Source organism: Microbacterium oryzae (assembly GCF_030406385.1).
Taxonomy (GTDB): domain Bacteria; phylum Actinomycetota; class Actinomycetes; order Actinomycetales; family Microbacteriaceae; genus Microbacterium; species Microbacterium oryzae_A.
The window spans coordinates 388,995-414,313 of the sequence record NZ_JAUEPM010000002.1 but is presented as its reverse complement, the minus strand read 5'-3'; the positions used below and the strand labels follow the sequence as shown (position 1 = coordinate 414,313).

The window sequence follows — 25,319 nt, the reverse complement described above, 5'->3', positions numbered from 1 at the left end:
GCCCCCCTTCCGGATCTCCGCCGACTCTAGCGGGATGTCGATCGCGAGATCAACGCGCGTTCCGCGCGACGAACCCCTCGATCTCGCGCGCGAACACGTCCTCCCCGAAGTCCGTCGCCCGCGCGCGGCAGGCATCCGCAGACGAGCCGAGCGCCTTCGAGACCGCCGCCTGCAGCTCGGCCGGCGACTCCCAGTCGTGCACGTGCGCGCCCGTGACGCCATCGAGCACCGACTCGACCGCTCCCCCGACGGCGTTCGCCAGCACGGGCGTCCCCGCAGCCATCGCCTCGACCGGGATGATCCCGAAGTCCTCGATCGGCGCGAACACCAGGGCCGATGCCCGCTGCAGGATGGCCGTGAGCAACGGCGTCGACGGATGGTGCACGAACGTCACCGCGCCCGGGTACGTCTCCTCCGCGATCGCGCGCAGACGCTCCTCGTCCGGACCGGAACCGGCGAGCACCACGGGCAGCCCGGAGGCGCGCCCCGCCGCGATGGCCGCGTCGAGGCGCTTGTACGGCACGAACCGCGAGAAGCCGAGGATGAACGACTCCGGCAGCGCGTCGAGCCGATCCTGTTCGGCCGCGGTGAGCTCGGGCTCCTGCCCGAACTCGGCGACGGCGACCGGCGGGTAGATGACCTCAGCCTCGCGCTCCCACGCGTCCGCGACGCGCTCGGCGATGAACCGGCTGTTCGCGGCGATCGCCACCGGCTCCTGCGCGCGCTTGCGATCGAGCGGCTTCAGCACCCTCGACAACGCGCGCGCGGGCAGGCTGTCGCCACGGCCATCCAGCTCGGGAACCCAGATGTACCGAGCCGGCGTGTGCGTGTAGACGAGCTTCGGCACGTCCCGCGCCGTGCCCGCGAAGCGCGCGTGGTGCGCGAAGAGGTGAGAGCTGGTGAGCACCCAATCGGCCTCGCGCGCCGGAAGGTGCCGCCACACGCTCGGCATGAACGGCAGCGCGAGGGCCTTGCGGCCCTTGAGCGGCGTGCGCGCGAGCAGCGTCTCGTGCACGGGCTGGAAGCGCTCGCCAGCGTCGTTCCAGAGACACCACCGCTCCGCATCGGGGAAGACCCGCGCGATCGCCTCGAACACGTTCTCGGACCCGCCCGCGGGCGAGAGCCACTCGTGCACGATCAGACCACTCAACGCCGTCTCCCCTGGTGAAGCTGTGGCTTCGATCCTATGGGCGGGTTTCTGAGAGATCGGATGGCTTCGGATGGCCAGGGCCGGCCGAGCGAGCGGATGGCCGTGGAGCGCCTCCGGGGAAGCCGCCCGCCCTCCTACTCCTCGTATGCCTTCGCCGGAACCTGCGTCGCGAGCTTCCCGCCGCTGACGTCCAGCAGCGTCCCGGTGATGTACCGCGACGCGTCGCTCGCGAGGAACAGCAGCAGGTCCGCCACCTCCTCCGCCGACCCCCACCGCCGCAGCGTGAGCGTGTCGAGCAGCCGGTCCTGCGCAGGCTGCGGCATCTCGGCGAACCCGTTCATCGCCGTCGGGATCATCCCCGGCGCATAGGCGTTGACGGTGACGCCGTGCGGCCCGAGCTCCCCCGCGAGCACGCGCGTGAGCTGCACGACCGCGGCCTTCGAGGCGGCGTATGCCGCGCTGCCGATGCTCGGCACGACCGCCGCGAACGACGCCGCATTGATGATCCGCCCGTACGCGCTCTGTGACACATAGGGAATGGCCGCCTGGCAGACCCGGAAGACGCCCGCCACGTTCACGTCGAAGCAGCGCTGCCACGCCTCCTCCTCGAGGTCGATCACGCGCCCTTCGACGTTGATGCCGGCGTTGTTGATCACGACGTCGATCCCGCCGAAGCGCTCGGCGACGCGCGCCAGTGCGGCGCGCACAGAACCCGCGTCGGTGACGTCGGCGACGAGCCCTAGGCCGCTCTGTCCTCGAGTACCCGAGACCGCGGCGAACTCCTCCACGCCTTCGGCGACGACGTCGAGCGCGGCGACATGCGCCCCGGCCCGAGCGAAGACCTCTGCGATCGTCCGGCCGATCCCCCGTCCGGCGCCGGTCACGACCACCACGCGTCCCGCGATCCCGAAGTCCATGCGCACCTCTCTCCCGGCGCCGTCGCCGCTCGTGCCATCCGCTATACCTAGTCTGGGCTTATCCGCCGACATCGGGCATCACGTGAAGGAGCACCGTCATGACGAAGCGCAGAGTCCTGTGGGTCACCGGGGCGGGCAGCGGCATGGGTCGTGCCGCGGCGATCGCCGCTGGTGCCAGCGGATGGCGCGTGGCCGTGAGCGGACGTCGTGCGGAAGCGCTCGCCGACACCGCCGAGCAGGTGCGTGCCGCCGGTGGCAGCGCCTTCGAGGCGCCCGTCGACGTGCGAGACCCGGCAGCGCTCGCGGAGGCGCACGGCCAGATCGTGCAGTCGTGCGGACCGGTGGATGCGCTCGTGCTCGCGGCGGGCCTCAATGCCCCGCGGCGCAGCTGGGCGGACCAATCAATGGCGGAGTTCGCCGCCATCGTCGACACCAACCTCACGAGCATCGCTCGCGCGGTCGACCTCGTGCTGCCCGAGATGCGCCAGCGGGGGCGCGGCGACATCGTCGTCATCTCGTCCCGAGCCGGATGGCGCTTCTCGCCGAACTCGGGGGTCGCCTACTCCTCAAGCAAGACCGCGCTCAGCCCGCTCGTCTCCTCGATCAACGACCAGGAGGGGCAGCACGGCATCAAGGCATGTCATCTGTGCCCGGGCGAGGTCGACACCGACTTCCTCGACCTGCGCCCGAACGTGCCCGGTGCGGAGCAGCGCGCGTCGATGCTCACCGCCGAGGACATCGGGCGCGCGGTGCAGTTCGTGCTGGAGTCTCCTCCGCACGTCCGCATCGACGAGCTCGTGATCTCGCCGTCGAGCCAGCGGTAGGTCGGGCGCTCAGCCGCACTCCGGCTGGGTCACTTCCGTCGGCACATCCTTCACGAGCGGAGTGTGCACGATCTCGAGGGGTCCGTACTGCTCGCCTGCCACGCCCGCGAACGTGACCTTGAACGTGTGCGACGTCGACGGCTCGTTGAACACGCGAATGCGCACCGCCGGACGCCCCTCGTCGGTTGTTCCCACGTCGGGCTGCTCAGCTTCCCCGTCCACCTCCGCAGAGACGTATGTGCCGCCGACCGGTCCATAGAAGACCATGTCGGTGGCCTTATTGCCCTTACCGAAGTAGTTGGCGGTGGAGATGTAGTACGGCAGCGTCGCAACATCGGCCGGGTCGAGCGTGTAGTTGTAGGTTGCCTCCGTCGTGAACGTCGGGGCATCCTCCGCCTGGCATGCGTTGCTCGTGGCAGACACGCTCATATCCGCGTAGTAGTCGAGCTTGCCCTCGGTCGTGTCGTTCACGAAAACGCCGAGCGCGGTCTTCTTCTCGTTGTCCTCTGGAAGCGGACCGGCGAGGGACGTGCCCTCGACCGCGCGCGCCTCGATCGGGTCCGTGGAGGAGAAGAGGATGCGCCCCTCGCTGGAAGCCTTGCCGATGGCCTGAGCCAGCTTCACGATGTCGGCGGAGCCGCTCGTGATCTTCTCGAAGACCCCACCCGCCGCTGCGCCGAAGAAGGCGTCCTGGGCTTCCTTTTCGGCATACGTCTCGCCTGGGTACTTGAAGTAGACGCCATTCAGCAGAACTTGAACTGCATTCTCGGCGGTGAGTTGCGAGCCGTCAGGGAGCCACACGCCCCCGGTCGCCCCCAGAAGATAGCTCAGCGCCACTGGATCCAGAGACAGGACGCCCACGCCGGGGTCGCCGTGACCCTCCTGCCAGAACGCTCGGATGAGCCTCGCGGTCTCGTCGAAGTTCGGCGACATCGTCGTGTCCTGGCTATAGCGGCCGACGCGGTCCCCATAGAGGGTTTCCGTCCCCTCATCGAGCGGAATGATCGGCGTTGGCCGCCCGTTACTGAAGGTGCTCGTCGACACCTGCTGTGTGATCGCAATTCGCCCCTGGTCCGCCGTGAGCATCATGAGCGACGCCGGGTTGCCGCCCGTGGTGCGCGCTTCCGCGTTGTTTTGAACCATGACGATGTAGCTGCGCGGTCCGTCCGCGCCGAGCATGGTCGGCAGGTGCGGCATGAGTTCGTCCAAGCGAACGAGCGTCGGCCACAGGGAGTCAACCGCGCCAGTCAGCTGGCCCACTGCATCCCCGACGGGCGCGAGGAGCGTTGAGGTGTCAATCGCCGACAACTCGATGTCGACCTTCTCCGTTGCTGCCGCCGCTTCGGACACAGGCTCGGCGAGAGAGCGGACAGCATCGAGGTTGATAGCGCCTTCGTTCGGACCGATCGCCGAGATGTCGAGTGCCGCAAACGGCTTCAGTGCGTCACGAACCAGATCGTCCGCACCCGCTGCGGCAAGACGAACGGACCGCAGGTCATCTCCCACGACCGGAAGCCACTCGACGCCGCGCCACAGAATGTGCCCCGTACTCGCGCGAGCCGCCCCGGTCTTGGACGCGACCTCATCCACCGCCGTTTGCGCCCCCGCGGTGTCGCCCGATCCGATCTTCTCCTGGACCTGTCCGGCCAACGGCGCGACGTCCCTCAGTGCGTTATAGGCGACGAACGCGCTCACCGCCAGCACGGCCATCCAAGCGAGAAACAGGACGGGGATACCCCAGCCGAGCCAACGACGGAGCACCTTGCGCCGCCGCTTCCCGTGGGTTGCTTCGGCGTCGCCGGCGGTGTTCTCGATCTTGCGTTGTCTCATGCTGATGTGGGACTCCTGCGCTCGGCCGGAAACGGCGATGTCGAGGAAACGCGGCGACGGTCGCGCCTTCCGGGCGTGGTGGCCCCAGCTTAGTTGCTCGCTGGCTCGATGCCCGTGTGAGCCGGTTCAGCTGACGGGCGCGTATAAAGCGTGCAGCGCAGATCGTTGCGCGGTCTTGTTCATCGTGGCGTTGAGCCTCTGCGCCCCCTCGCGTGCGGAGACATACTCGTCCTTGCCGTCGAGTATGCGGAGGATCAACTCGGCGGCGTCGTGAGCGCTCGCGGCGCTGGGGAGATTCATCCCCTCGAAGGTAGGAATCCGCCGAACAGCGATCGGATGCTCGAACGCAGCTGCGTCGAGAATGCTGAGCGGGAAGCCTTCGTAGTGGGCGCTATGGAAGTAGAGACCAGGACGACTCAGCTCGGTTGCCAGAGCGTCACCGTCGAGCCATCCGAGTACCCGCACCCCCGCATTCTCCAGTCGCGTACGCATTCGGGCCCCTCGCCCGTCGTCCACGCCGTCGACGTCGCCGATCCATCTGAACGTCACATCCGACGCTTGCTTCCGCACTCGATGCGCGACGTCTGCGAAGTACGCCGGGTCCTTCTGACCCGTCAGCCGTCCGATCATGAAGACGTCCCGCCCGTGCTCAAAGCGCGACGCAGGATGCGCCTCGGTGGGCAGCACCGTCGCCACGTTCGGCAGAAAGAGCACCTCGCCACGAGTGTGGAGCGACCGAGCCAGCGCCTCCTCATGAGGCGAGAGCACGACCGTCCTCGCGGCTCGCGGAGCAAGCGCCTGCTCGACCAGCCGGTAGATCACGCGCATAGGCGCGAGCTGCTGACGGTCATCGAACTTATAGCAGTGTGGTTCGTAAAACACAGGCTCCGCGAGGCGCGCGAGCCGCGCGTATACGCCACCGAAGCTCGAATGAGCGTGCACGTAGTCCGGTCGTACCTCGGCGACCACGCTCTTCACGCGTTGCACAGCAGTGACCATCTCGCGCGGCGACTGCGGCAGCTCATGCACTGTCTTGAACGGCAGCGTCGGGTCTGGTTGCTCGTTTCCTGCCCACAGCAGATGATGCTCTACCTCGGGAGTGAGCTCGACGAGAGACTTGATGGCCCGGCTGATGCCTCCCGCATACACCTGTGTGACATGTAGCACGCGCGGGGACGGCGTCGTAGCCATTTCAGCTCCGGATGTCACGTTCGAGCGCACCGATCATGTTCGCGAGCTGGGGAGCGGCATATGTCCATCGGCACTTCGGGGAGAAGTCCCGAGCGCGAGCTACGAGTGACTCCCGCAGCTGCTCGTCCTTGAAGACTCGAGCCACGGCATCCGCCAGGTCGCTCGGCTGCTCGGCATCGACGAGCAGGCCGTAGCCTTCCTCGAGCATGTCCTTCTGGGCCGGAATGTCGGTCGCGATCACGGGCACTCCCGCCGCCGCCGATTCAAGCATCTTGAAGGGCGTGGTGACCTTGGCCATGGAGCCCGTGTTGCTCTTCGGGCAGAGCGTCACCAACGCACCGGCGACGTACCGCGCCAACTCGGCGGGACGCTTCGGACCCAGCCACTCGAGAGTCGCTCCCTGCGCCCGCTCGACTGTCGCGGCCTTCGCTCCGTCGCCGATGACGAGCAGCTTCAGCCCGGACGGCCATTTCGAGGACCGATGCGCCTCCAACATGTAGTCGATGCCCTGCCACGGCGCGAGTCCACCGAAGAACAGCACATACGGCTCCTCCGTAGGGACGGGAGTGGCGTCGAAGAACAGATCGCTCACGCCACTGGGCATCACTTCGACGGGAACCGCATCCGCGCCGGCCCGCTTCGAGCGCACCCACTCTGCCAATCCCTCGTTGACGCACAGGACCGCCGACGCACAGCCGAGGCTCCGCGTCATCAGGCGGTCGACGGCTGGGATCCTGCGCAACCAGGGGTTCGTCTCGTAAGCCGACTCGTCATTCCCCTGCACAAGAAGAAGCACCTTGCCGCCCTTGCGGAGCCACCGCGGAGCCACGAAAGCGAGGAAGGGGTGCCACCGAGCGACGAGGACGCCTCGGTGCGCTGACTTCCGCCCAGCTCTCACCAGCTTGAGTAGACGAGTGATTTTGTCCCGGATGCCCTCTGCTACCGCTTCCGAATAGATCTGCTCTCGCACACCGATACCTGCCGCATCGAGCCGCGCGCGCGTGCCGTCCATATGCGTGCGTGCTGCGGAACCGACGCGAGTCGACTCCATCCAGAGCATCGTCACTTCGGGAATATTCGAACTGAGTTGGCGAGACATCGAGATCCAATGTTAGACGGCGCTATGAACACCAACTGAGAGATTCAGACGTGCGAGGCGGATGCGTCTACAGCAGCTGCGCCGGACCAACTCCAGGCCCGCGCTGGTGCGCTTCGCACATGGCCCGACCGCGCACCCTGCAGAACGACCAGCCCCAACGCCATGAGGGGAGTGAAATGACGCAAGGCCGAGCCGTAGTCGGGTTCGAAAACGGCTTGAACCACGCTGAACGCCAGGATCAGAGCCAGCGCGCGACGCACGCGCGCTCCCTCGCGTGAGGCAGGCCAGCGTACACGGGATCGCGCCGCGTAGAGCGGCAGCACTTTGACGAGGACGAAGCCCAGCACGACGACGACGTACGGTGCGCCCGCCAGGAAGGGCAGAAGAACGGGCACATATAGGAGCCAGTAATTGAGGAAGACGTCCGCGGCGCCACCCAGTGGCTGCGCGAACGGCTCGAGCGGAACGATGAGTGTGTTCGCCTCGAGATGGCCTTGCACGGCCGTCCGGAAGTGGTTCGGATCTACTCCGAGAGCGAAGAAGAATGCGAGGCCGATCGCTACCGCCGCCATGCTCCCCGCCACCACGAGGTATCTCACACGCACCTGACGTATCAAGATGACACGGATAGCGAGGTACATGACCGCCACGATCGCCCAGTAGTCCCGGAAGAAGAACGCGTAGGCGAACATCGCTACGACCGCGACAGCGTCCCACCAGATCTTCGCGGGAAGAAGTACCAACAGGGCGACGGGCAGGAGCACGAAGACATCCTTCGAGTACTGCCCAAGATAGACCCCGGCCAGGAGGAATGACGCGACGATGTAAAGGGCAACCGGAAGGCTGGCCGTGCGGCGCCCTGAGCGCAGGAGAGCGAGCACGATGACGAAAGAAGCGAGAAGGTACCCGAGCACCGCCGCTACATCAGGGGCAGTGGCCAGACCGAGAGCCCTGTAGACGAGCCCCACCGGCGTGTAGGAGCCATCCTGAAAGTCCGGCACTCTGCCACTGGCGATGTTGTAAATGCGATTCGCGTCCCGATTGAACTGCTCGGCGAGTAGCTGCCTGCGATACACAGTTGTAGCGAGGCCGATGAGGAATCCGACGACCACGGAAACAGCGAAGAATCGAGTTGAGTCGGCGAGCGCGCGCAGGTGAGACGATCCCGGCCAGTTCCGCCGGTGCGGTCCGTCTGTTGTCATGATCTCCCCTAGCGGCGGGCAGGGCGATCGCTCGACTAGCCGCCCGCTTCCTGCTCGATTCTATGCGGACGGTCGGGATAGGCCTTTGAGCACGTTCCATAGCGAGCGCGGACGAGACGCGCCTTCCGGCTCGAGGGAATAGGTGATCGCCCGGCCCGTGTACTCTCGCGGTTATGTCAGCCGCTGGGGTCACTGCTCCGAGAGTCGGACTCATCCCGTCGCTCGACGGATTGCGTGCCGTATCGATACTGTTCGTCTTCTGGGCTCACGCTGGCCTCCCCGGCGGTGTGCGAGGCGGCACCGGCGTCACCATCTTCTTCTTCCTCAGCGGCTACCTCATCACGACGCTCATGCGGGTGGAGAAGGACCGGAGCGGGCGGATCTCCTTGAAGGACTTTTATCTCCGCCGACTCTTCCGCATCTTCCCCCCCATGTACTTCGCCATCGCCTTGGGGCTACTTCTGTCGGTGGCAGGGCTGTTGGCAGCGACGCCCACATTGGGCGGCGTGGCCTCCTCGCTCTTCTTCTTCACCAACTACTGGAACATCTTCGCGAATGGCGTCGGGGTGCCTGACGGTCTGGGAGTTCTGTGGTCCCTCTCCGTCGAAGAGCACTACTACCTGGTGTTCCCCTTGGTCTACCTGCTGCTGCAGCGGTTCCTGCCCTCGCCTCGGCGGCAGATCATGCTACTGGCCGCTATCTGCCTCGTAGTCGTTGCTTGGCGGACGTGGCTCTTCATCGGGGAAGGCGTCGACGCGCCTCGCGTCTACTACGCGACCGATACCCGCATCGACAGCATCCTCTTCGGCGCCATGCTGGCGATCGGCATGAACCCGGTCTACGGAGAGATCCGCACGAAGCGCGATTGGCAACTGCCCGTCGCCGCGGCCGCTGCGTTCGTCGTCTTCCTCCTCGTTTCCTTCGGCCCCGCCACGATCAATTACACGGTCGGATACACGCTGCAGGGCATCGCCCTCATGCCGATCTTCGCCTACCTGATCCTCGCACCACGATCCTGGGCCGGACGGATCCTGAACTGGCGCCCTCTCGTCTTCGTCGGCGTCCTCTCCTACACCATGTACCTCGTGCATAGTCAGTTCCTGCACGCGGTGCGCTATGTGACCGATATCCCCGTTCCTGCCGAAGCCGCTATCGCAGCGGTACTCACCTTCGTCGTCTCGTGGGCGGTGTACAGGTTCATCGAGAAGCCGATGGCGCGGTTCCGCAAGCGCCTCAGCAACTCCGGCGAGGCGGTGGATCGACTCACCCCACGCGTCGGCGAGAACGAGACCTCGGCTAAGCTCGTCGGGTGACTGGAACGGAAGAACTCTGAGCCTCGCCGACGCTGCGGCTCGTGGTGGTGCGGTAACCCTCGCCGGTCAGCTCGCACGCTTTCTCGTTCAGCTCCTCGCGACCGCCCTCCTGGCTCGCCTGATCGCGCCGGCCGAATTCGGCCTCTACACCATGGTGTTCGCAGTAATCGGCATCGCGACGGTCCTCGGCGACTTCGGCCTGTCGATGGCGGCGATTCAGTCGCAGACCATCACCAGCGCTCAGCGATCCAACCTGTTCTGGACCAACGCCGCCATCGGCTGCCTGCTCACCGGGGCCGTCTTTCTCTCCGCGCCGCTCATCGCCGCGTTCTACGGCGATGACCGGCTGATCGGAATCGCCCAGCTTCTCTCGGTGACATTCCTGCTCAACTCGCTGACCGCACAGTTCCGCGCAGAAGTCTCCGTTCGGCTTCGGTTCAAGGCACTTGCGGGAGTCGACGTGCTCGCCGTGATCGCGGGTCTGGCGACGGCATTGACCCTGGCAGTGCACGACTTCGGGTACTGGGCACTCATCGCTCAGCAGATCGCGATCGCGGCCGTCACACTCCTGGGCCTCATCGCTGCATCCGGGTGGCTACCCGGGTTGCCGCGTCGCGGCGCCGACATGCGTGCCCTGTACTCATACGGGGCGAACACGCTCGGCGTTCAGCTCTTCTCGTACCTCACCTCGAACGTCGACAGCATTCTCATCGGCCGGTTCTGGGGCCCATCCCCGCTCGGCCTTTACGACCGCGCTTACCAGCTGTTCCGTCTTCCGCTTCAGCAGATCGCGGCGCCTATGACCAAGGTCGCCCTTCCTGTGCTGTCTCGGCTGCAGGCCGACGACCGGTACGAGGCGTACGTTCAGCGCGCGCAGCTCGTTCTCGGCTATGCCTTCGGTGGTGCCTTCTTCCTCCTCGCCTCTGTGTCTGACCCCGCGGTCGACATCCTTTTAGGCGAAGGATGGGAGCCGGCCAAGCCGATCTTCACGGTCCTCGCCCTGGGCGGGGTATTCCAGGGAATGGGGTTCGTCTATTACTGGGTCTTCCTCTCTCGCGCCTTGACCGGTATTCAGTTGCGCTGGACACTCATTGGCCGATCCGCGATGGTGGTGGCGATGTGCGTCGGAGTCATATGGGGGCCTCTCGGTGTCGCTATCGGGGCGGCCGTGGGGCAGGCCGTCAACTGGACACTGCAGTCTCTCTTCCCCATGCGCCACTCAGGGCTGCGGCGCCTGCCGCTCCTTCGGATCGCGGTGAGGCCGATCCTGCTCTACACGCCGCTCGTGGCCCTCAGCCTCTTCATGTCGTACGGACTTTTCACCGACATGGAGCCAGTACTGGAGGCTCTGATACTCAGCGCGACGATCGTCGCGTACCTGGCGCTTGCCGCCCTGGTCCCACCAATCCGACATGATTATGCGCAGCTGTGGGACGTCGCCCGCCGCTTCCGCCGTTGAAGACAAGAAGGATGAATCCGTGCCGGTCGAGGTCGTACATTTCAATCCGCTCCGTCGTCAGCCGGGCCTGCTGGGTCGTTTCCGCCCGAAGCGGCCGCTGAACAACTTCGGGGACCTCATCGGCCCGGTGATCGTCGGTGAGATCGTGAAGAGGCGGCGGCTCGAGGAGTTGAGCCGCCCTACCCGGTTGCTGGCCGTGGGATCCATCATGCGAATGTCGCGGCCCGGCGATACCGTCTGGGGCGCGGGTGTGAACGGCAAATCGATGGATGCCGGAGCAGCGCCGAACATCGACGTGCGGGCCGTTCGGGGCCCGCGCACAGCAAAGCTGCTGCGAGAGCTGGGGACGTCTGTCCCAGACGTATACGGCGACCCCGCTCTCCTCTGGCCGCACTTCTGGCCGCTCGAGTCGTACCGTCAGGGTGTCCCGGATGAATCTCTGCGTGACATGTCCGTCGTACCGAACTTGTACGACCGGGACCGCATGACCGGCCCGCACCTGATCGATCCCCTACAAGATCCGTTCGCCGCGGTGCGGGAGATCGCGCTGAGCAATTTCGTATGCGGCTCGTCGTTGCACGGGATCGTCATCGCGGAGGCGTTCGGCATTCCCGCTCGGCTGATTCAGCCTGGCACGGAACCCGACTTCAAGTACGACGACTACTACCGAGGCACCGGCCGCTCCACTTTCACACCCGCGAAGGATGTGGAGGAAGCGATCCGTATGGGAGGCGAGCGTCCCGCTCGAGTCGACTCCGCCGCACTCCTCGAAGCTTTCCCCGATGACCTCTGGACGAGCAGCTGAGCCGGTTGCTTGGAATCTGCCTCAACGCTGCCTGAGTGTGCCGACTATTCTCTCGGCGACGGCTTCAAGGCGCGTACGAGCCGACACCAAGTCCGCCGTGAAACCGGCCCGCGCGTCGAGCGCCGACTCCCATACCGACCGCCACTCGCCAGGCATTCCGAAGAAGGCCCTCGTCGTAGTCGGTTCCAGTGAGCGAACGACCTTTTCGGGCGAATCGGTACTGAAACCCAGCGGCACGGCTCCCTCCGTGTAACCGACGATCAGGGCATGGATGCGGTCGCTGATCACGCCAACGCTACTGCCGTACAGTGCACGGATGCGGCGCTCCTGCTCGGCATGGCTGACGCTCGGCTCCCATCCCAGGACATCCGCCCCTAGCCGCTCGGCGAGTTCGGCAGCGCGATCGGCGTCGCGGAGCACCTGGACCGCCACGGTGATGGACAATCCCCTTTGATCTGCGATAGCACGGACCGCCTCGAACCAACCGTCCTCAGGAAGTGGCCGATCGCCTCGCATGGCGACCGCGAGCGTCTTTCGCTCGTCCTCCGCCAGCCACTGGTCGGGGGAGCTTCCGAGCGAGAAAGCCCAGTCGGGTTGCACCTCACCCCGGCCGAACTGATCGCGGCTCCATTCATCGCGCCAGGTCACGACGTCCGAAACCGAGGACAATGTGCGGAGGGAGGTGAGTTCGGGCGAGCTCCCCGGGCGGACGCTGACCCCGGTGAGCACGAGGCGACGCCTGAAGAACTTTGCCAAGCGAGCGAGACCCGGTTGCCAACGGCCTTTCTGGTATTCCTCGCGGGTCCCAACGACCTCACCTGTATTGAATGCGACAGCCGTGCCGGGACGCATAAGAGTCGAGAGCGCAGCCTGGACCAGCCACTTACGGGGCGAGGCGTATTCGACGTCCTCCGGCCGCATTCCCAGCCCTGAGGAGTATCCCCTGTCCGGCCCCGCGTAGGCGTGCAGTTCACCAGCAGCCCGCAGCGCATCGAGGTATGCGCGGCGCAGGAGAGAATCACCGATGTTGTCGCGTTGACCCCCCGCATTCACATATACGCGCCGCTTCGCCGCAGCACGCGTGCTCGCCGCGGTACGGAAGACGTCCGCGTAGGACGACGCGACAGTTCGCCAGCTGCGTGCCGCGAGGTCGGGCGCAACGGAGCGGGGCCGGCGCGCCGTCGCGAGGGCTTCACGGAGATTCTGCTCAGAGAATTCCCCCTCGTACTGAATGACCCAGCCCTCACCCACTTCATCGGCAATCGTCTGGTTCGTCTCAGATGCCGGAACAATCACCGGGCGCGAGAGGGAGAGCGCCACGAGGACAACGCCTGAGTTGTTCATCTCGCTATACGGCAACACCACTGCCTCTGCACTGGAGATCTCTTCCACCATGTCCACATCAGCGACGTGCTCCAGACGTAGCCGGACAGTAGCATCCGTACGCTGCCATGCAGCCACTCGGTCGAGAATCTCCTGCTTCACCGGCTCGGTCGGCCTTCCGACCACGCGCAGCTCATCCCCCTCCGAAGCCACCGCTTCGAACACGTCGATGAGGTGGGGCACGGACTTGTACGGTTCGATCCGGCCGAAGAAGACGAGGCGTCCCCGCACCGCCGAGGAAGTGGGGTGCGACCCAAGCTCCTCCCGATAATCGCCGTGCGGAACTACGTATCGCGTTCCAGGCAGATCGGTCGCATTCATCGCCGCGCTGAGAAAGACTCGATCGGTCGTCAGTTCGTCCAGCTTTCGGAGCAGAGCGCGCTCTTTCGCGTCGCCCGGTTCGTGAGGCTCCCGATTGTGCTGCGTGCGGACCACAGGAGTTCGCAGGACGCGCACACGCAGCAGGAGGGCCCGAACCAGCTGACGCTGAAGGATCCTGAACCACGGGCGCCCGGAGCGCATGAGGAACTCGGGCCAGTGCACGTGAAGCACGTCATACCGACCGAAGAGCGCCTGCTTCCAGGAGAAGTATGTGAAGGTCACGTCATTGGGCGCGTAGCGGACGACCTGATCGATGTACTTGATCGTGTGCCCTGGAGCAGCAACGGTCTCGAGCACTCGAATTGGCTTGGGGTTCAAGAGTTTCCCTGCGATCGTTTCGTCTTGGCGGCTGTCCATCCGCCCTGCGAGGAGTGGACGACGGGGGCGGCGAGGGCGAGCTCTCATCCTATCGAGCGCTGTGTCGGGTCCGAGCGTCAGCGCTCCTTCGAGATGGCACGGAGCTCCTTCCTGAGGAATTCGTCACCGAAGGAGAGCACGAACGCCTCGGAAAGATGGCTCGAATCGCGATACGCAGGGATGCTCCCGATGATCGAGTGGCAGAGTTCGTCGTCGCAGAAGACATTCACGTAGTCCGTGAAGTGGAAGCGCGGGTGAGTCATGGATTCGGCCGCCTTCGAAAGAGTGGTATCCCCTCGCGCCTCATCCCGAGGGCGCGTGCAGGGGTCCTTCACACGTACCCCCTCCGCGGTCACGCACGGCACGATCGCCTCGGACAGGATCGGCACATCGTTGATCACGATGACGTCCTTGCCGGATTGCAACCACGACTTCCACGCTTCTGTATAGCCCGTGCCGTGGTCGGGGCTGCCGTCTGCATACCTGTACATGTTGGCGCGCGAACTCGTCACGACGACGTCGATGTCAGGGTCTGAAGCGACGTCCTCGATTACGGAACGCCTCCATTCGAGGCACCCGTCCTGATCCACACCCCCGATGGCGATCAGGTCCGGATCCAGGCTCGGAGGGCAGCCGCCCAGAGTCCGAGACTGTATCCGCAGCCTGTAATCGTCTGCCACGTTGGCGAGAGCCGAGCGCCACATGGACACATGAGAGTCGCCGACCAGGGCTACATTCAGGTCCTGCTGGCCCTCTTTCACACCGCCGAAGCAGATCTCCGCCTCGATGCCGGCGATCCCTTCACTTTCGCAGCTGAATGGCCGGGTTCCGTCTCCGCCTTCTCCGAAGGTGTCGACGGGCGCCTCCTCAAGGTATGCGGGATCGGCGAGCAGGTGCGACGATGGGCAGTCAGCACCGCTGAAGACGGCTTGTGCGCCAAAGCACTCCCCGCCGTCCTGCGCATCTTCGACGAGGTCCGACCGGATCTGGTTTGCATGCGCGCGGAGTGCAGCGGTGGCGCCGAAGGTCGTTCCTGCCACGAGAGCCATCGCCGTCACCGTACCGACCAACACGAGCCCGGGACGCACCCGTGAGACCCGACCGAAGCGAATCGGATCCTCGACGAGACGCTTTGTACCGAGTGCGAGAACGAAAGTCAGGAGAAGGATCACCAGCTTGTGCCAGGCGAGCAGGTTGGCCCCGACGAGGTACGGCGTGACGACGATGAGCGGGAAGTGCCATAGGTAGGCCGAGTAGCTGAGCCCACCGACCGACTGCGCAGCCCGGGCTCCCGTCAGGCGCTTCAATGGGCTACCTGAAGCCTCGCCGATACCGATTACCAGGACCGCCGAAGCCACCGGCAACAGCGCGGGCAGACCGGGAACACCCGAGTTGCCGTCGAGTATGAACGCGCTGGCTACGAGGCCGCCCCAGCCGATCCAGAGAAGTGGCTGGAGGCTTGCCGTCCGCTTTGCGGAGAGTGCTGGTGCCACAGCCAGGATCCCGCCGGCAGCGAACTCCCACACCCGCGACGTCGTCTGGAAGTAGGCAGCCTCTGGGCTCTCGTTCGTTGCGATTTGCGCCCACGCGAGTGAGAGAACAGCGAGAACCGAAAGCGCTGGGAACAGGAGGCGGCGCCCATTCGACGTGCGGGTCGCTTTCGCGAGCGCGAAGACCAAGAGCAGAATGAGCGGCCAGACAAGATAGAACTGCTCCTCCACCGAAAGCGACCAGTAGTGCACGACCATGGTCTGACCGTCGTCCTGCGCGAAGTAGTCGAGTGATTGACCCGCCAACGCCCAGTTCAACACGTAGAGCGCTGCCCAGCCGACTTGGACGAACTCGTTCTGTCGCGCGACCGGTGGGACGAACAGAGTCGCCAGTACTGCGCTCACCGCCAATACCAGGAGAGCGGCCGGAAGCAGTCGTCGCGCTCGTCGCGCCCAGAACCGGCCGAGAGCCACCCGTCCGGAGCTTTCGAACTCACGCAGCAGGTGACCCGTGATGAGGAAACCGGAAATGACGAAAAAGATATCCACGCCGACGTAGCCGCCCGGCAACCACTCGGGCCAGAGGTGATTGATGACGACGTAAAGCACTGCGAGCGCCCGCAATGCTTGAATATCAGCGCGCATCACTCCCCCGGGCTTTGACATCCCACGATCCTAGAGGGGCCTCTGAAACTGCCCACTCAGGAATCTGCTCAGCGCATGGATCAGCCCAGCGCCTCCTCTATCTCGCTCCACAGGGCCGGACCGATGCTGCGCGCATAAGCATCCGAGGGATGAGCGCCGTCAGGACGTGCAAGCATCCCCGCGATGGCGGGAGGACAGACGTTCTCGACACAGAAGTACCCGCGGCTGTCGATGAGCGCCGCTCCCGTCTCTGCCGCTGCCTGTTCCAACGCGCCGAGATGACTCTGGCCGCCGGCTACGAAAGTGCACGCAGCCGGGCCGGCGCTCTCGTCAAAGCAGTCCCCCATCGAGCGCGTACGGGGAATCGAGCTGATGAGGACAACGTCCGCACCGCTGGCCGACATCGTCGCGATGCTGCTCTTCATCCCTTGAGCCAGTTCGCCGATGGCCGCATCACCCTCGGCCCCGTCGGCAAGGCGCGCGACGGATGTCGATGTCTCGCTGAGGATCACGAGGTCCGGAGACGTCTCCGCCACGTAGCGCTGAGCGAGGTCCCGGAAGTCTCCGCATCCAGGGTAGAGCGTGCCCGTATCGCGGACGATCTCGACGTCAGAAGCTGGACACATCTCGGCAGTGAGGTTGACGATGCGCCACCCTTCGGTCCGCAAGGCATCGTCAAGCGCCGTGGTCCAGCTGATAGCGACCGAGTCGCCGACAACGACGACGGTCTTGGTTCCCTGCGGATCACCGTAGACACATCGTCGGGACAACTCTGCGAACGTCTCGGCAGGGGTCATGCCCTGCGCGAGGCACTTATCGACTGACCAAGCCGTCACGTACTTCTCGCTACGGGGAGACCCGACGACAGGTGTCAAGTCGTCCGGCCACGCCTCCAAGGACAGGCCCGCGACCACGGCGGGGTTGGCGTCCGGGGAGGTGAGCGCCTCGAGGGGAATCTCATCGACGGGGTTCCTCACCGGAACCATTGCCACTGCCGCGATGATCGCGACCGCGGTCAGCAAGCTCCCGAGCCCCGCCCTGATGAGGCGCCCGTGGCGCTCGTGGAGCCAGTCGGCCCACGAGCTCGAAGTTGCTCGCGGCATCAGCCAAGGGGATTTATGTAACGGTTCCTCCACGAGGTAATACGCGCATGCACTTAGGGCGAACGCCAAGGCGAGAAGCGCGACATCGACCTTGCGCCCCGCGTTCGGGTACAACGCGCCCCCGAGGACGATGACAGGGAAATGCCAGAGATAAAGACTGTAGGAGATGTCTCCGACCCAGACAGCCAGTCGATTGCGAAGGAAGGGGTCGAACCGTGACTCTTCTCCCACGCCCGAGACGATGACCGCGGCCGCTCCCAGCGTGGGTAACAGCGCCCATGGAGCCGGCCAGGTCGTCGCGGCGTTGAGCGACCAGAGCGACACGGCGATCGCCGCGAGTCCCGAGTACAGGAGGACCACACGGCTGGCCATCGGCAGACGGGTGAGCCGCGAGGCACAGACGGCGATGGCCGCGCCCAAGCCCAGTTCCCACGCCCGGGTCAGAGTTGAGAAGTAGGCAGGGGACGGCGCTACAACCGACTGGACAAGAGCCCACGAGAACGAGAGCAAGATGATCGCGCCGATCGCGGTGCCTGCAACTCGGCGAGCGGACCTGGCCCTGTTGCCATCCCCGTTGCCACGCGCAAGGAGATGCAGCAGGAGCAGGAGCAGCCATGGCCACACGAGGTAGAACTGCTCCTCCACTGACAGAGACCAGAAATGCTGCAGTGGAGAGGTGCCGGAATTCTCGTCGAAGTAGTTGGTGCTGCTCGCCGCCAGATTCCAGTTCTGAACGAAGATGAAGGACCACAGCCCATCCCATTGCACGCTTCGAGCTCTGATTGCAGGAAGCAGGAGATGACTGGCGATGACAGTCACCACGATGGCGAGCGTTGCAGCGGGAACCAGCCGCTTAGCCCGTCGTGCGTAAAACTTTCGGAAGGAGATGTGGCCTGACTTCTCATATTCGCGGAGAAGAAGGCCCGTGATGAGGAATCCCGAGATCACGAAGAACACGTCGACGCCGACGTACCCCCCGGGCAGGATGCGAGGGGCTAGATGATTGAGCACGACCGCGAGCACCGCTAGGGCGCGCAGCCCCTGGATGTCACGACGCTGCCCTCTTCTAACGGGCGGCTTGGCTGTCTGGCGATTCAGACGCTCGGTCGCGCTCGTGGCCATGCGCAGCTCTCCGCGGTGGTTCTTGCGCCGCGAGGAACACGGCGAGGTTGACGCAGCGGCTGGAGGGCTGCGACGGGGGACAGGCGTGATATTACAGGGAGGGGGACCCTCGCCCGTTCACTTGTCGCCGTCGACCACGATCGAGCCGTTGGCCACAACTCGGAGACGTAGGGCCACTGCGCGAACATCTCCCGCTGCGCTCGCGACAGGCCTTCCCGTGTCAGCCGGGTGCAAGTGTGAACTTTCCGGAGTTGCTCCAGCAAAGGATCCCGCCCCGCCGTCGCATAGCTCGAGGCATTGCTGCCCGAGTCGCATCGCTCGGGCGTTGCACATCCTGCGCGCTGTAGCGTGAGCTCCCATGTCCGCTTCAGCCTTGGCCCGGCAACTGCTCTACGGAGACGGCCCGCATGGACGAGAAGCGGCGATTGACGTCATACGCGGCCTCTGCATCGTCTCCATGGTGTTCGCGCACATCGCGCTGGGTGGCATCGGCTATAAGGTCACGCACGCGGCTGTCTGGTTCGACGGTGCAATGGGGTTCGTCCTACTCTCCGGCCTCGTTGTCGGCATGGTTCAGCGCAAGACGATCGAACGTGGGCGCCTGTCGGACGGCCCTATCAAGGTAATCCGTCGTGCGCGGCTGGTTTATGTCGCGCACCTCTTCATCTGTGCGCTCGCCTTCGGCGTAGCGAATGCCTTCCCGCGACGAGATGGGACCTACGCGAGTTTTGAGGACGTCGGCGGCTGGTGGCAGGCGCTGGTGGCCGCGCTACTCTTACAGATCAATCCGCCCCGGGCGGCAATCCTGTCTCTATACGTGGTGCTTTTGCTTCTCACGGCCGGCGCGGCCATACTCGCATTCAAACGATGGTGGTGGCTGTTCGTAGTCGCCCTGATCGGGCTGTTTGCCGTCGGCCACCTTTTCCCAGAAGCTTTCACCCTCCCCCGCATGCCTGGTGTCTTCGGCGAAATCAACTGGGCGACGTGGCAGGCTACCTATTTTCTAGCCTTCATAGTGGGCTGGAACTGGGATCGCGTCCGCCCTCGCCTCGATTCTCGCCCGTGGCACGCTTTCTCGCTCTCGCTCGTAGCCGCCGTAATCGTCTGGGCACGCCTGGACCGTAGCGAAATGCTTCCACCTGCGGTCAGCGAAGTGAACGCTTGGATATTCGGCAGTGGACAAATGGGCCCAGGAACGGTGATCTTTGCTTTCCTCGTCATGGCCGCCCTTTTCCCCATCATCAGGTGGGCCGAGGGTAAGATACCTCCGGCTACAAGCGTCCTTGCGCGTATTGGGCGGCGCAGCCTCGACTGCTACGTGATGCTGAGCGTTCTCGTCTTGCTAGTGCCGTCGTTTCTTCCTTACCGCACGTACTCGCTCGGCGCTGATCTCGGCGCTGTCGCCACTCTCTTGCTCATGTGGGTCTGGAACCGCTGGCGCGACTATCGGTCGGCGACGAGCAAAGCGCGCGAGCGGTCGCTGACCTGAAGATCGCCCACCCAGCCGCTCCTGGGCATGCAGCACACCAGGTCGTCTCCCACCCCAACCATCAGTACTGCGTGATGTTCGCGTCCTCGCGAGCGAACTCGTGGTCGGCTCGCTGAGCCGGCGCCGGGCTCCCGCTCCCCCGCGCAGCGGTCCCGACGCTAGTCCGCGTCCCTAAGCCCTGGGAAGCCGCACTTCCAGGTCGCGCCGCGCCGCGCATCCGCTCGCATGACGCGATACGCACTGTCGGGCGCCCTGTCGCGCAAGACATCCTGCCGCACCGCGAGGTGGGTCACGTCGTGCTGCCCTCGGATGTCAGCGGCGTCCTCAGCGTGGCACGGCCCCCGGTGCGAAGCCCGGTGGTGTCGTCGGCATCGGCGACGGACTGCATCAGCTTCCCTACCGAGAGTTGTCACACTGTCCGTGCGAGACCAAGCTTGCGTTTGGGCGGCACTTGCCGCCAGATGAGGAGATCTTGTGGAACGCGGCACCCCTGCAGCTCACGCGCCGAGCACTTGGTCCCCCGCCCTCCCCGTCACGACCGACCGGCTCATCCTCCGGCGTCACGAGCTGCGCGACCTCGACGACCTCGTGCGGTTCCACAGTGACCCGGATACCGTGCGATACCTGCCCTGGCCGGTTCGGGACCGCGATCAGACGCTCGCGGCGCTGGAGAAGAAGCTCGACCAGCACCAGGCGACCGCGGACGGCGAATGGATCGTCCTCGCCGTCGAGGAACGCGCGAGCGGTGAGGTCATCGGCGAGCTCGACCTCAAGCGCGCGGGCGACGGCCGCGCCGAACTCGGCTACGTCATCCGGCGCGATCGCCAGGGGCGGGGACTGGCGAGGGAGGCCGTGATCCCCCTGCTGCGCTACGCGTTCGAGAAACTCGATCTCGACGCGGTCGACGCCTTCATCTCGCCCGGCAACGCGGCGTCCACGCGATTCGCCGAGCGCCTCGGCTTCCGGCGCGAGCCCTTCCGCGACAACCCGCACGGCGACAACCCGACGCTCGCCTTCACGCTGACCCGTGAGGCGTGGGCGGAAGCACCCGCCACCGCGATCACGGTCCGCCCCTATCGCCCGACGGACGCCGCCGCGACCCTCGAGATCTTCGTCACGGCCATCCTGCGCGGCGCTCGCGACGCCTACACCGACGAGCAGCGGCTCGCATGGCTCGGCGACAACCCGCGGGCACCCCGCTGGCACGAGGAGCGCGCGGCGACGCGCACGTTCGTCGCCGAGATCTCCGGCGTGGTCGTCGGCTTCACTGACCTCGGCGCCGACGGCTACATCGACCGGCTGTTCGTGCACCCGTCGGCTACCCGACGCGGAGTCGGCCGGCGGCTCCTTCACCATGTCGTGGCGCTGGCCGAGTCCGAGGGGATGCCACGGGTTTGCACGAACGCCAGCCGGGTCGCGCGGCCGGTTCTCGAACGTGCCGGCTTCGTCGTCGACCACGCCGAGACCGTCGAGCGGGCCGGCGTCGCGCTCGAGCGCTTCGCGATGCACCGCGACCTCTAACCCGGAGAACCGGGCGTCAGCGGCGGCGGTGGTCCGCCGATCGCAGCCACCCGTCGAAGTCGATCGTGCCGCGCCGCGCGTCGGGGCCGCCGCGTAGCGCCCCGGACGCGAGCCCGCGACCGTACGCACCGGGAAGTCGCATCTCCACGGTCGGGCCGCGGCGGCCATCCGCTCGCCGCAGGCGGCGCACCAGGTCGACGAGCCGCTCTTCGGTCGGGCCGACGAGGTCCGGAACGCGGCCACTCGGCCCCGCTTCAGCCACCTCGACGAGCGCCGCGGCCACCTCTCGTGCCGCCACCGGGCGCATGAGCATCTTCGGCGCGAGCGTGAGGGGCCCGAACGACAGCTGGCGGAGCATCTGCTCGGCGAACTCGTGGAACTGCGCCGCCCGCAGCAGTGACCACGGCACATCCCCCGCGGCGACCTCACGCTCCTGCGCGTGCTTGCCGGCGTAGTACGCGGCGTCGATGCCGTCGATGCCGACGATCGACAGCGCGACGTGGTGACCGACGCCCGCCTGCTGCTCGGCGGTGAGCAGGTTGCGCGTCGCGGTGCGGAAGAACGACACCGCGGCCTTGCCGGATGTCGTCATCACGCTCGTGACGTCGATGACGACGTCGGCTCCGGCGAGCGCCTCCCGCAACCCGGTGCCGGCGATGACGTCCTGCCCGCTCGAACGCGACATCCCGACGACTTCATGTCCGCGCTCGCGCCCCGCGACGACGACGTGTCGACCCACTGCGCCCGTGGCTCCCGCGACGACGATCCTCATGGCTGGTCCTTCCTTCTCTGATCGGGCTCGGATGGCCCCTGCCGTTCAGACGACGCAGCGGCGGCCGATGTGAGGTCGCCCGCGCCGTTCATCCGGTGAGAGGCTGAGCGCATGACGGATACCGCGGCCGATGTCGCCGTCGAGCGCCCCCGCCTCATCTCGATCGCGTTCCGCCTGCTCGGAACGCTCGCTGACGCTGAGGATGCGGTGCAGGAGACGTTCGCCCGCTGGTACCGCCTCTCCCCCGACGAGCGGGGGGCCATCCGGAATCCGCAGGCCTGGCTCACACGGGTCGTCGGGCGGATCGGGCTCGATGCGCTCGGCTCCGCCCGCGCGCGGCGGGAGGAGTACGTCGGCGAGTGGCTCCCCGAGCCGCTGCCCGCCGATCACGAGCTGACGGCCGCGGCCGATCCCGCCGCGCGCGCCGAGCGCGCGGACGCGGTGAGCACCGCCCTGCTCGTCGTGCTCGAGCGGATGACGCCGGCCGAGCGCGTCGCGTTCGTGCTGCACGACGCCTTCGCGGTGCCCTTCGACGAGATCGCGGCCCTGCTCGATCGCTCCCCTGCCGCCGCACGCCAGCTCGCGACATCCGCTCGCCGACGCCTCGCGAGCGAACCGACCCACGTCGTCCCTCGCTCGGAGCACGATGCAGTGGTCGCCGCCTTCGGGCGTGCCTGCGCGGAGGGCGACCTCGCTGGGCTGCTCGAGGTGCTGGGGCAGGACGTCGTCCTCCGCTCGGACGGCGGCGGGGTCGTCAGCGCGGCGCGGCGCCCCGTGGTCGGTGCCGAGAACGTGGCGCGGTTCATCCTCGGGGTGCTCGCGAAGAATCCGAGCGCGCGGGTCGAAGACGTCGAGACGGCGGATGGCGCGGCCTTCCTCGTGCGGGACGGCGACGGCGTGCTCGGCATCCTCAATCTCGGCGTGCGGGGCGCGGTCGCCGGCGACGTCTGGATCGTGATGAACCCGGCGAAGCTCGGAGCCTGGGGGTAGGCGGGAGGACTCCCACGAAACCGCGGGAGTCCCCGCCCGGCCACGCCGTCACCGCCCCAGCACTCGAAGGAGTAGAGCCTCAAGCGTTCATCTCGGCCTGGATGCGGCGGTCCAAATCGTCGAGCTCCGCCAGCAGCTCCGCCGCCACCCAGACCCTGTCCCGCTTCCGGCCGGTGATCTCCATGATGAAGCCCGCATCGACGAGCTTGTCGACAGCGCGATAGGTCTGCTGAGCGGACGACCCCGACCGCTGCTCGAGCTCGTCCGCGCCCATGACGGGATGATCGTAGAAGGCGGGGAGGAGCGCGGCGACGGCGGACCCGCGGCGAGGGGCCAGCTCCGCAGCCCACTCCGCTGGCAGGGCCTTGAGGCGGGCGATGGAGTCACGGGAGCACACCGCAGCTGCCAGTGCCGAGCGAGCGAACAGATCGATGAGCGGCGCCGGTGCGCCCCTGCGGTAGTGGCCGAGGGCGGCGAAGTAGTCGTCCCGCTTCGCCAACAGCCCGCTCGCGAGCGGGACGACCGCGTTCCGGGTGACGCCGCGGCGCCGGAGTACGGCCGAGACCAGCGCGCGGCCGATGCGGCCGTTGCCGTCGGTGAAAGCGTGAATGGACTCGAACTGGGCGTGTCCGATCGCGGCCTGGGTCATCACCGGGACGTCGTCTCGGTTGAGGTAGGCGAGGAGGTCCGCCATCAGCGCGGGCACGCGCTCGGGGGCCGGAGGGATGTGCAGGGCGTCTCGAGGAGAGTAGTCGCTGCCGCCGATCCAGTTCTGAATGTCACGCAGCCGCCCGGCGTAGTCGGCCTCGTGCGGGTCGTCCTTCATCAGTGCCTCGTGTGCGGCGAGGAGGTCATCGAGGGTGAAGGCGCCACGCTCTCCGACGCTCACCACCAGGGTGTGCAACGCCGTGCTCGCCGCTACCATGCTCGTCGCCGAGGAGTTCGACCTGTTCCCCGCCAACGCCAGGGCATAGTCGTTCGCGGTGGCCGTGATGCGCTCGATCTTCGAAGAGGCCATGGACTCGGTGCGCATCATGAACCGGCTCAGCGCCGCGGAATGCCCTTCGGCGTCGGTGTCCGCCTGCGCGACGGCCAGCAGGGCCTGCTCCGTCGTGATCATCGTCGCCATGGGCGGGATGAAGTCGAGATCCTCGATCATCGGCGGGATCGTCGCGTTGACGGAGGCCATCATCCGGTCGTCCCGCGTCCCGCCGCGCACCTGCTGACGCCAGGGCAGCGTCTCGACGCCATGTGAGGGCCAGCCGACGAGGGCGGTGGCAGATCGGGTTCCCATACCCCGATTATCGCACCCCGCAACTAAGGTTTACGCACTGTAAACACGACTAATGAGCCTCTGAATCAGGTTTAAGGAACGAGGGAGTGCCCCGCGCCCTCGTCCGCACGGGGCCGATCGGCGTTCCCCTCTCGGCTGGCTGTCGGCCGCCGCGTCAGCGCCTGCGGGAGAGCCAGGCCTCCACGCGCTCGGCGAACCACTCCGGTCGCTGCAGCGGGAGGCCGTGACCGACGCCTTCCACCACCTCGAGCTCGCTGCCCGGCAGCGCGCGATGGATGACCTCCGCCGAGTCGCGCAGGAGACGACGCTCACGACTGCCCACGAGAACCAGCGCGGGGCGGGGGTACTGCGACCATCCGCTCGGCAGCTCGAAGGCGAGGTTGCCACCGACCGTTGCCAGCAGCACCTCCTCGGTGATGCCGGCGCTCGTCTTCACGTAGGCGTCGCGCAGATGGCGAGGAATGAAGAGCGCCCGCGCCTGCAGCCGGGCGAACCACGGCTTCTGCGCGAGGCCGGCCGTCGCCTTCACCAGCCGCAGCATGAGGTCGCTGCGGGGCATCTCCTTCGCCTGCGCGCTGACGACCACGACGCTGGAGACCACGTGCGGGAACGATGCCGCGAATTGGATCGCGAGCTGCGCTCCGAGGGAGAACCCGATGAGGTCGACGCGGCGCCCGGGAAAGCGCGCCGCCAGCTGCGCCGCCAGCTTGCGCACGGTCTCCTCGTGGGAGACCCACGGCTCATCCGCGCTCTGCCCGTGCCCGGGAAGGTCGACGACGCAGACGCGATGTGCGCCCTCGAGACGCGGGCGCACCTCGTCCCACATCCATCCCGCCACTCCCCCGCCATGCAGAAGGACGACGGGACTGCCTGTCTCGGGCCCGGAGAGGGAAGCATGCATGAGGCCAGGGTACGGGCAGCGGTGAGGCCGCGCAGGGCGAGTCCGGCGAACCAGTGGCCGCGTTGCATCGACACGCGCCGG

General features: G+C 66.4%; 19 protein-coding genes. 7 read left to right on the top strand and 12 right to left on the bottom strand.

Annotated features, from left to right (window positions below; all coding sequences use genetic code 11):
* Nucleotides 1–49 precede the first annotated feature (49 nt).
* The gene (locus QWJ90_RS05915; protein WP_290106761.1) at nucleotides 50–1,150 is read right to left on the bottom strand and encodes a glycosyltransferase; all 1,101 of its coding nucleotides are present in this window, start codon (nucleotides 1,148–1,150) and stop codon (nucleotides 50–52) included.
* A gap of 134 nt (nucleotides 1,151–1,284) precedes the next feature.
* Entirely contained in the window at nucleotides 1,285–2,067 is a 783-nt protein-coding gene (locus tag QWJ90_RS05910) for an SDR family NAD(P)-dependent oxidoreductase (protein WP_290106759.1), read from the bottom strand.
* A gap of 98 nt (nucleotides 2,068–2,165) precedes the next feature.
* On the opposite strand from QWJ90_RS05910, the gene QWJ90_RS05905 reads away from it, so the two are divergent.
* Complete coding sequence (locus tag QWJ90_RS05905; RefSeq protein ID WP_290106758.1) at nucleotides 2,166–2,891, top strand: SDR family oxidoreductase; 726 nt, start codon at nucleotides 2,166–2,168, stop codon at nucleotides 2,889–2,891.
* A gap of 9 nt (nucleotides 2,892–2,900) precedes the next feature.
* On the opposite strand, the gene QWJ90_RS05900 is transcribed toward QWJ90_RS05905, so the two are convergent.
* The 4 genes from QWJ90_RS05900 to QWJ90_RS05885 form a co-directional block, all read right to left on the bottom strand.
* Nucleotides 2,901–4,721 (bottom strand): DUF4012 domain-containing protein, encoded by a 1,821-nt coding sequence (locus QWJ90_RS05900; protein WP_290106757.1) that lies wholly within the window; start codon nucleotides 4,719–4,721, stop codon nucleotides 2,901–2,903.
* Nucleotides 4,722–4,847: 126 nt separating this feature from the next.
* Nucleotides 4,848–5,912 carry a glycosyltransferase gene (locus tag QWJ90_RS05895; RefSeq protein WP_290106756.1) on the bottom strand — a complete coding sequence of 355 codons (1,065 nt, stop codon included), beginning with the start codon at nucleotides 5,910–5,912 and terminating at the stop codon, nucleotides 4,848–4,850.
* 1 nt (nucleotide 5,913) lies between these two features.
* Nucleotides 5,914–7,011, bottom strand: coding sequence for a glycosyltransferase family 4 protein (locus QWJ90_RS05890; RefSeq protein ID WP_290106755.1), 1,098 nt, complete (start codon nucleotides 7,009–7,011; stop codon nucleotides 5,914–5,916).
* Between the two features lie 44 nt (nucleotides 7,012–7,055).
* Nucleotides 7,056–8,213 (bottom strand): hypothetical protein, encoded by a 1,158-nt coding sequence (locus tag QWJ90_RS05885; RefSeq protein WP_290106754.1) that lies wholly within the window; start codon nucleotides 8,211–8,213, stop codon nucleotides 7,056–7,058.
* A gap of 173 nt (nucleotides 8,214–8,386) precedes the next feature.
* Between QWJ90_RS05885 and QWJ90_RS05880 the strand changes: the two genes are divergently transcribed.
* From QWJ90_RS05880 to QWJ90_RS05870, 3 genes are read left to right on the top strand one after another with little or no spacing between them, the layout of a single operon-like run.
* Complete coding sequence (locus tag QWJ90_RS05880) at nucleotides 8,387–9,526, top strand: acyltransferase family protein (protein ID WP_290106753.1); 1,140 nt, start codon at nucleotides 8,387–8,389, stop codon at nucleotides 9,524–9,526.
* Nucleotides 9,471–10,985, top strand: coding sequence for a lipopolysaccharide biosynthesis protein (locus tag QWJ90_RS05875; RefSeq protein ID WP_354670419.1), 1,515 nt, complete (start codon nucleotides 9,471–9,473; stop codon nucleotides 10,983–10,985). The genes QWJ90_RS05880 and QWJ90_RS05875 overlap by 56 nt, the downstream gene beginning before the upstream one ends.
* Complete coding sequence (locus QWJ90_RS05870) at nucleotides 10,939–11,790, top strand: polysaccharide pyruvyl transferase family protein (protein ID WP_290106752.1); 852 nt, start codon at nucleotides 10,939–10,941, stop codon at nucleotides 11,788–11,790. Before QWJ90_RS05875 ends, QWJ90_RS05870 begins: the two co-directional genes overlap by 47 nt.
* A 21-nt stretch (nucleotides 11,791–11,811) precedes the next feature.
* Here QWJ90_RS05870 and QWJ90_RS05865 read toward each other — a convergent pair whose 3' ends face one another.
* From QWJ90_RS05865 to QWJ90_RS05855, 3 genes are all read right to left on the bottom strand, one after another.
* The gene (locus QWJ90_RS05865; RefSeq protein ID WP_290106751.1) at nucleotides 11,812–13,851 is read right to left on the bottom strand and encodes a glycosyltransferase; all 2,040 of its coding nucleotides are present in this window, start codon (nucleotides 13,849–13,851) and stop codon (nucleotides 11,812–11,814) included.
* A gap of 137 nt (nucleotides 13,852–13,988) precedes the next feature.
* Nucleotides 13,989–16,067 carry an acyltransferase family protein gene (locus QWJ90_RS05860; RefSeq protein WP_290106750.1) on the bottom strand — a complete coding sequence of 693 codons (2,079 nt, stop codon included), beginning with the start codon at nucleotides 16,065–16,067 and terminating at the stop codon, nucleotides 13,989–13,991.
* A 59-nt stretch (nucleotides 16,068–16,126) separates the two neighbouring features.
* Nucleotides 16,127–18,271, bottom strand: a complete 2,145-nt coding sequence (locus QWJ90_RS05855; protein WP_290106749.1) for an acyltransferase family protein — start codon at nucleotides 18,269–18,271, stop codon at nucleotides 16,127–16,129.
* A gap of 358 nt (nucleotides 18,272–18,629) precedes the next feature.
* Here QWJ90_RS05855 and opgC point away from each other — a divergent pair, with 358 nt between their 5' ends.
* Complete coding sequence (opgC, locus tag QWJ90_RS05850; protein ID WP_290106748.1) at nucleotides 18,630–19,760, top strand: OpgC domain-containing protein; 1,131 nt, start codon at nucleotides 18,630–18,632, stop codon at nucleotides 19,758–19,760.
* 474 nt (nucleotides 19,761–20,234) lie between these two features.
* Nucleotides 20,235–21,281 carry a GNAT family N-acetyltransferase gene (locus QWJ90_RS05845; RefSeq protein ID WP_290106747.1) on the top strand — a complete coding sequence of 349 codons (1,047 nt, stop codon included), beginning with the start codon at nucleotides 20,235–20,237 and terminating at the stop codon, nucleotides 21,279–21,281.
* A gap of 16 nt (nucleotides 21,282–21,297) precedes the next feature.
* Here the strand turns inward: QWJ90_RS05845 and QWJ90_RS05840 are convergent, their stop codons facing one another.
* Nucleotides 21,298–22,053, bottom strand: coding sequence for an SDR family oxidoreductase (locus QWJ90_RS05840; RefSeq protein WP_290106746.1), 756 nt, complete (start codon nucleotides 22,051–22,053; stop codon nucleotides 21,298–21,300).
* 111 nt (nucleotides 22,054–22,164) lie between these two features.
* On the opposite strand from QWJ90_RS05840, the gene sigJ reads away from it, so the two are divergent.
* Nucleotides 22,165–23,043: an RNA polymerase sigma factor SigJ gene (gene sigJ, locus QWJ90_RS05835; protein ID WP_290106745.1), complete on the top strand. Its 879-nt coding sequence runs from the start codon at nucleotides 22,165–22,167 to the stop codon at nucleotides 23,041–23,043.
* A gap of 79 nt (nucleotides 23,044–23,122) precedes the next feature.
* Here the strand turns inward: sigJ and QWJ90_RS05830 are convergent, their stop codons facing one another.
* On the bottom strand, nucleotides 23,123–24,337 hold the full coding sequence (locus QWJ90_RS05830) for a Fic family protein (RefSeq protein ID WP_290106744.1): 1,215 nt from the start codon (nucleotides 24,335–24,337) through the stop codon (nucleotides 23,123–23,125).
* Nucleotides 24,338–24,491: 154 nt separating this feature from the next.
* Nucleotides 24,492–25,238 (bottom strand): alpha/beta fold hydrolase, encoded by a 747-nt coding sequence (locus tag QWJ90_RS05825; protein WP_290106743.1) that lies wholly within the window; start codon nucleotides 25,236–25,238, stop codon nucleotides 24,492–24,494.
* Nucleotides 25,239–25,319 lie beyond the last annotated feature (81 nt).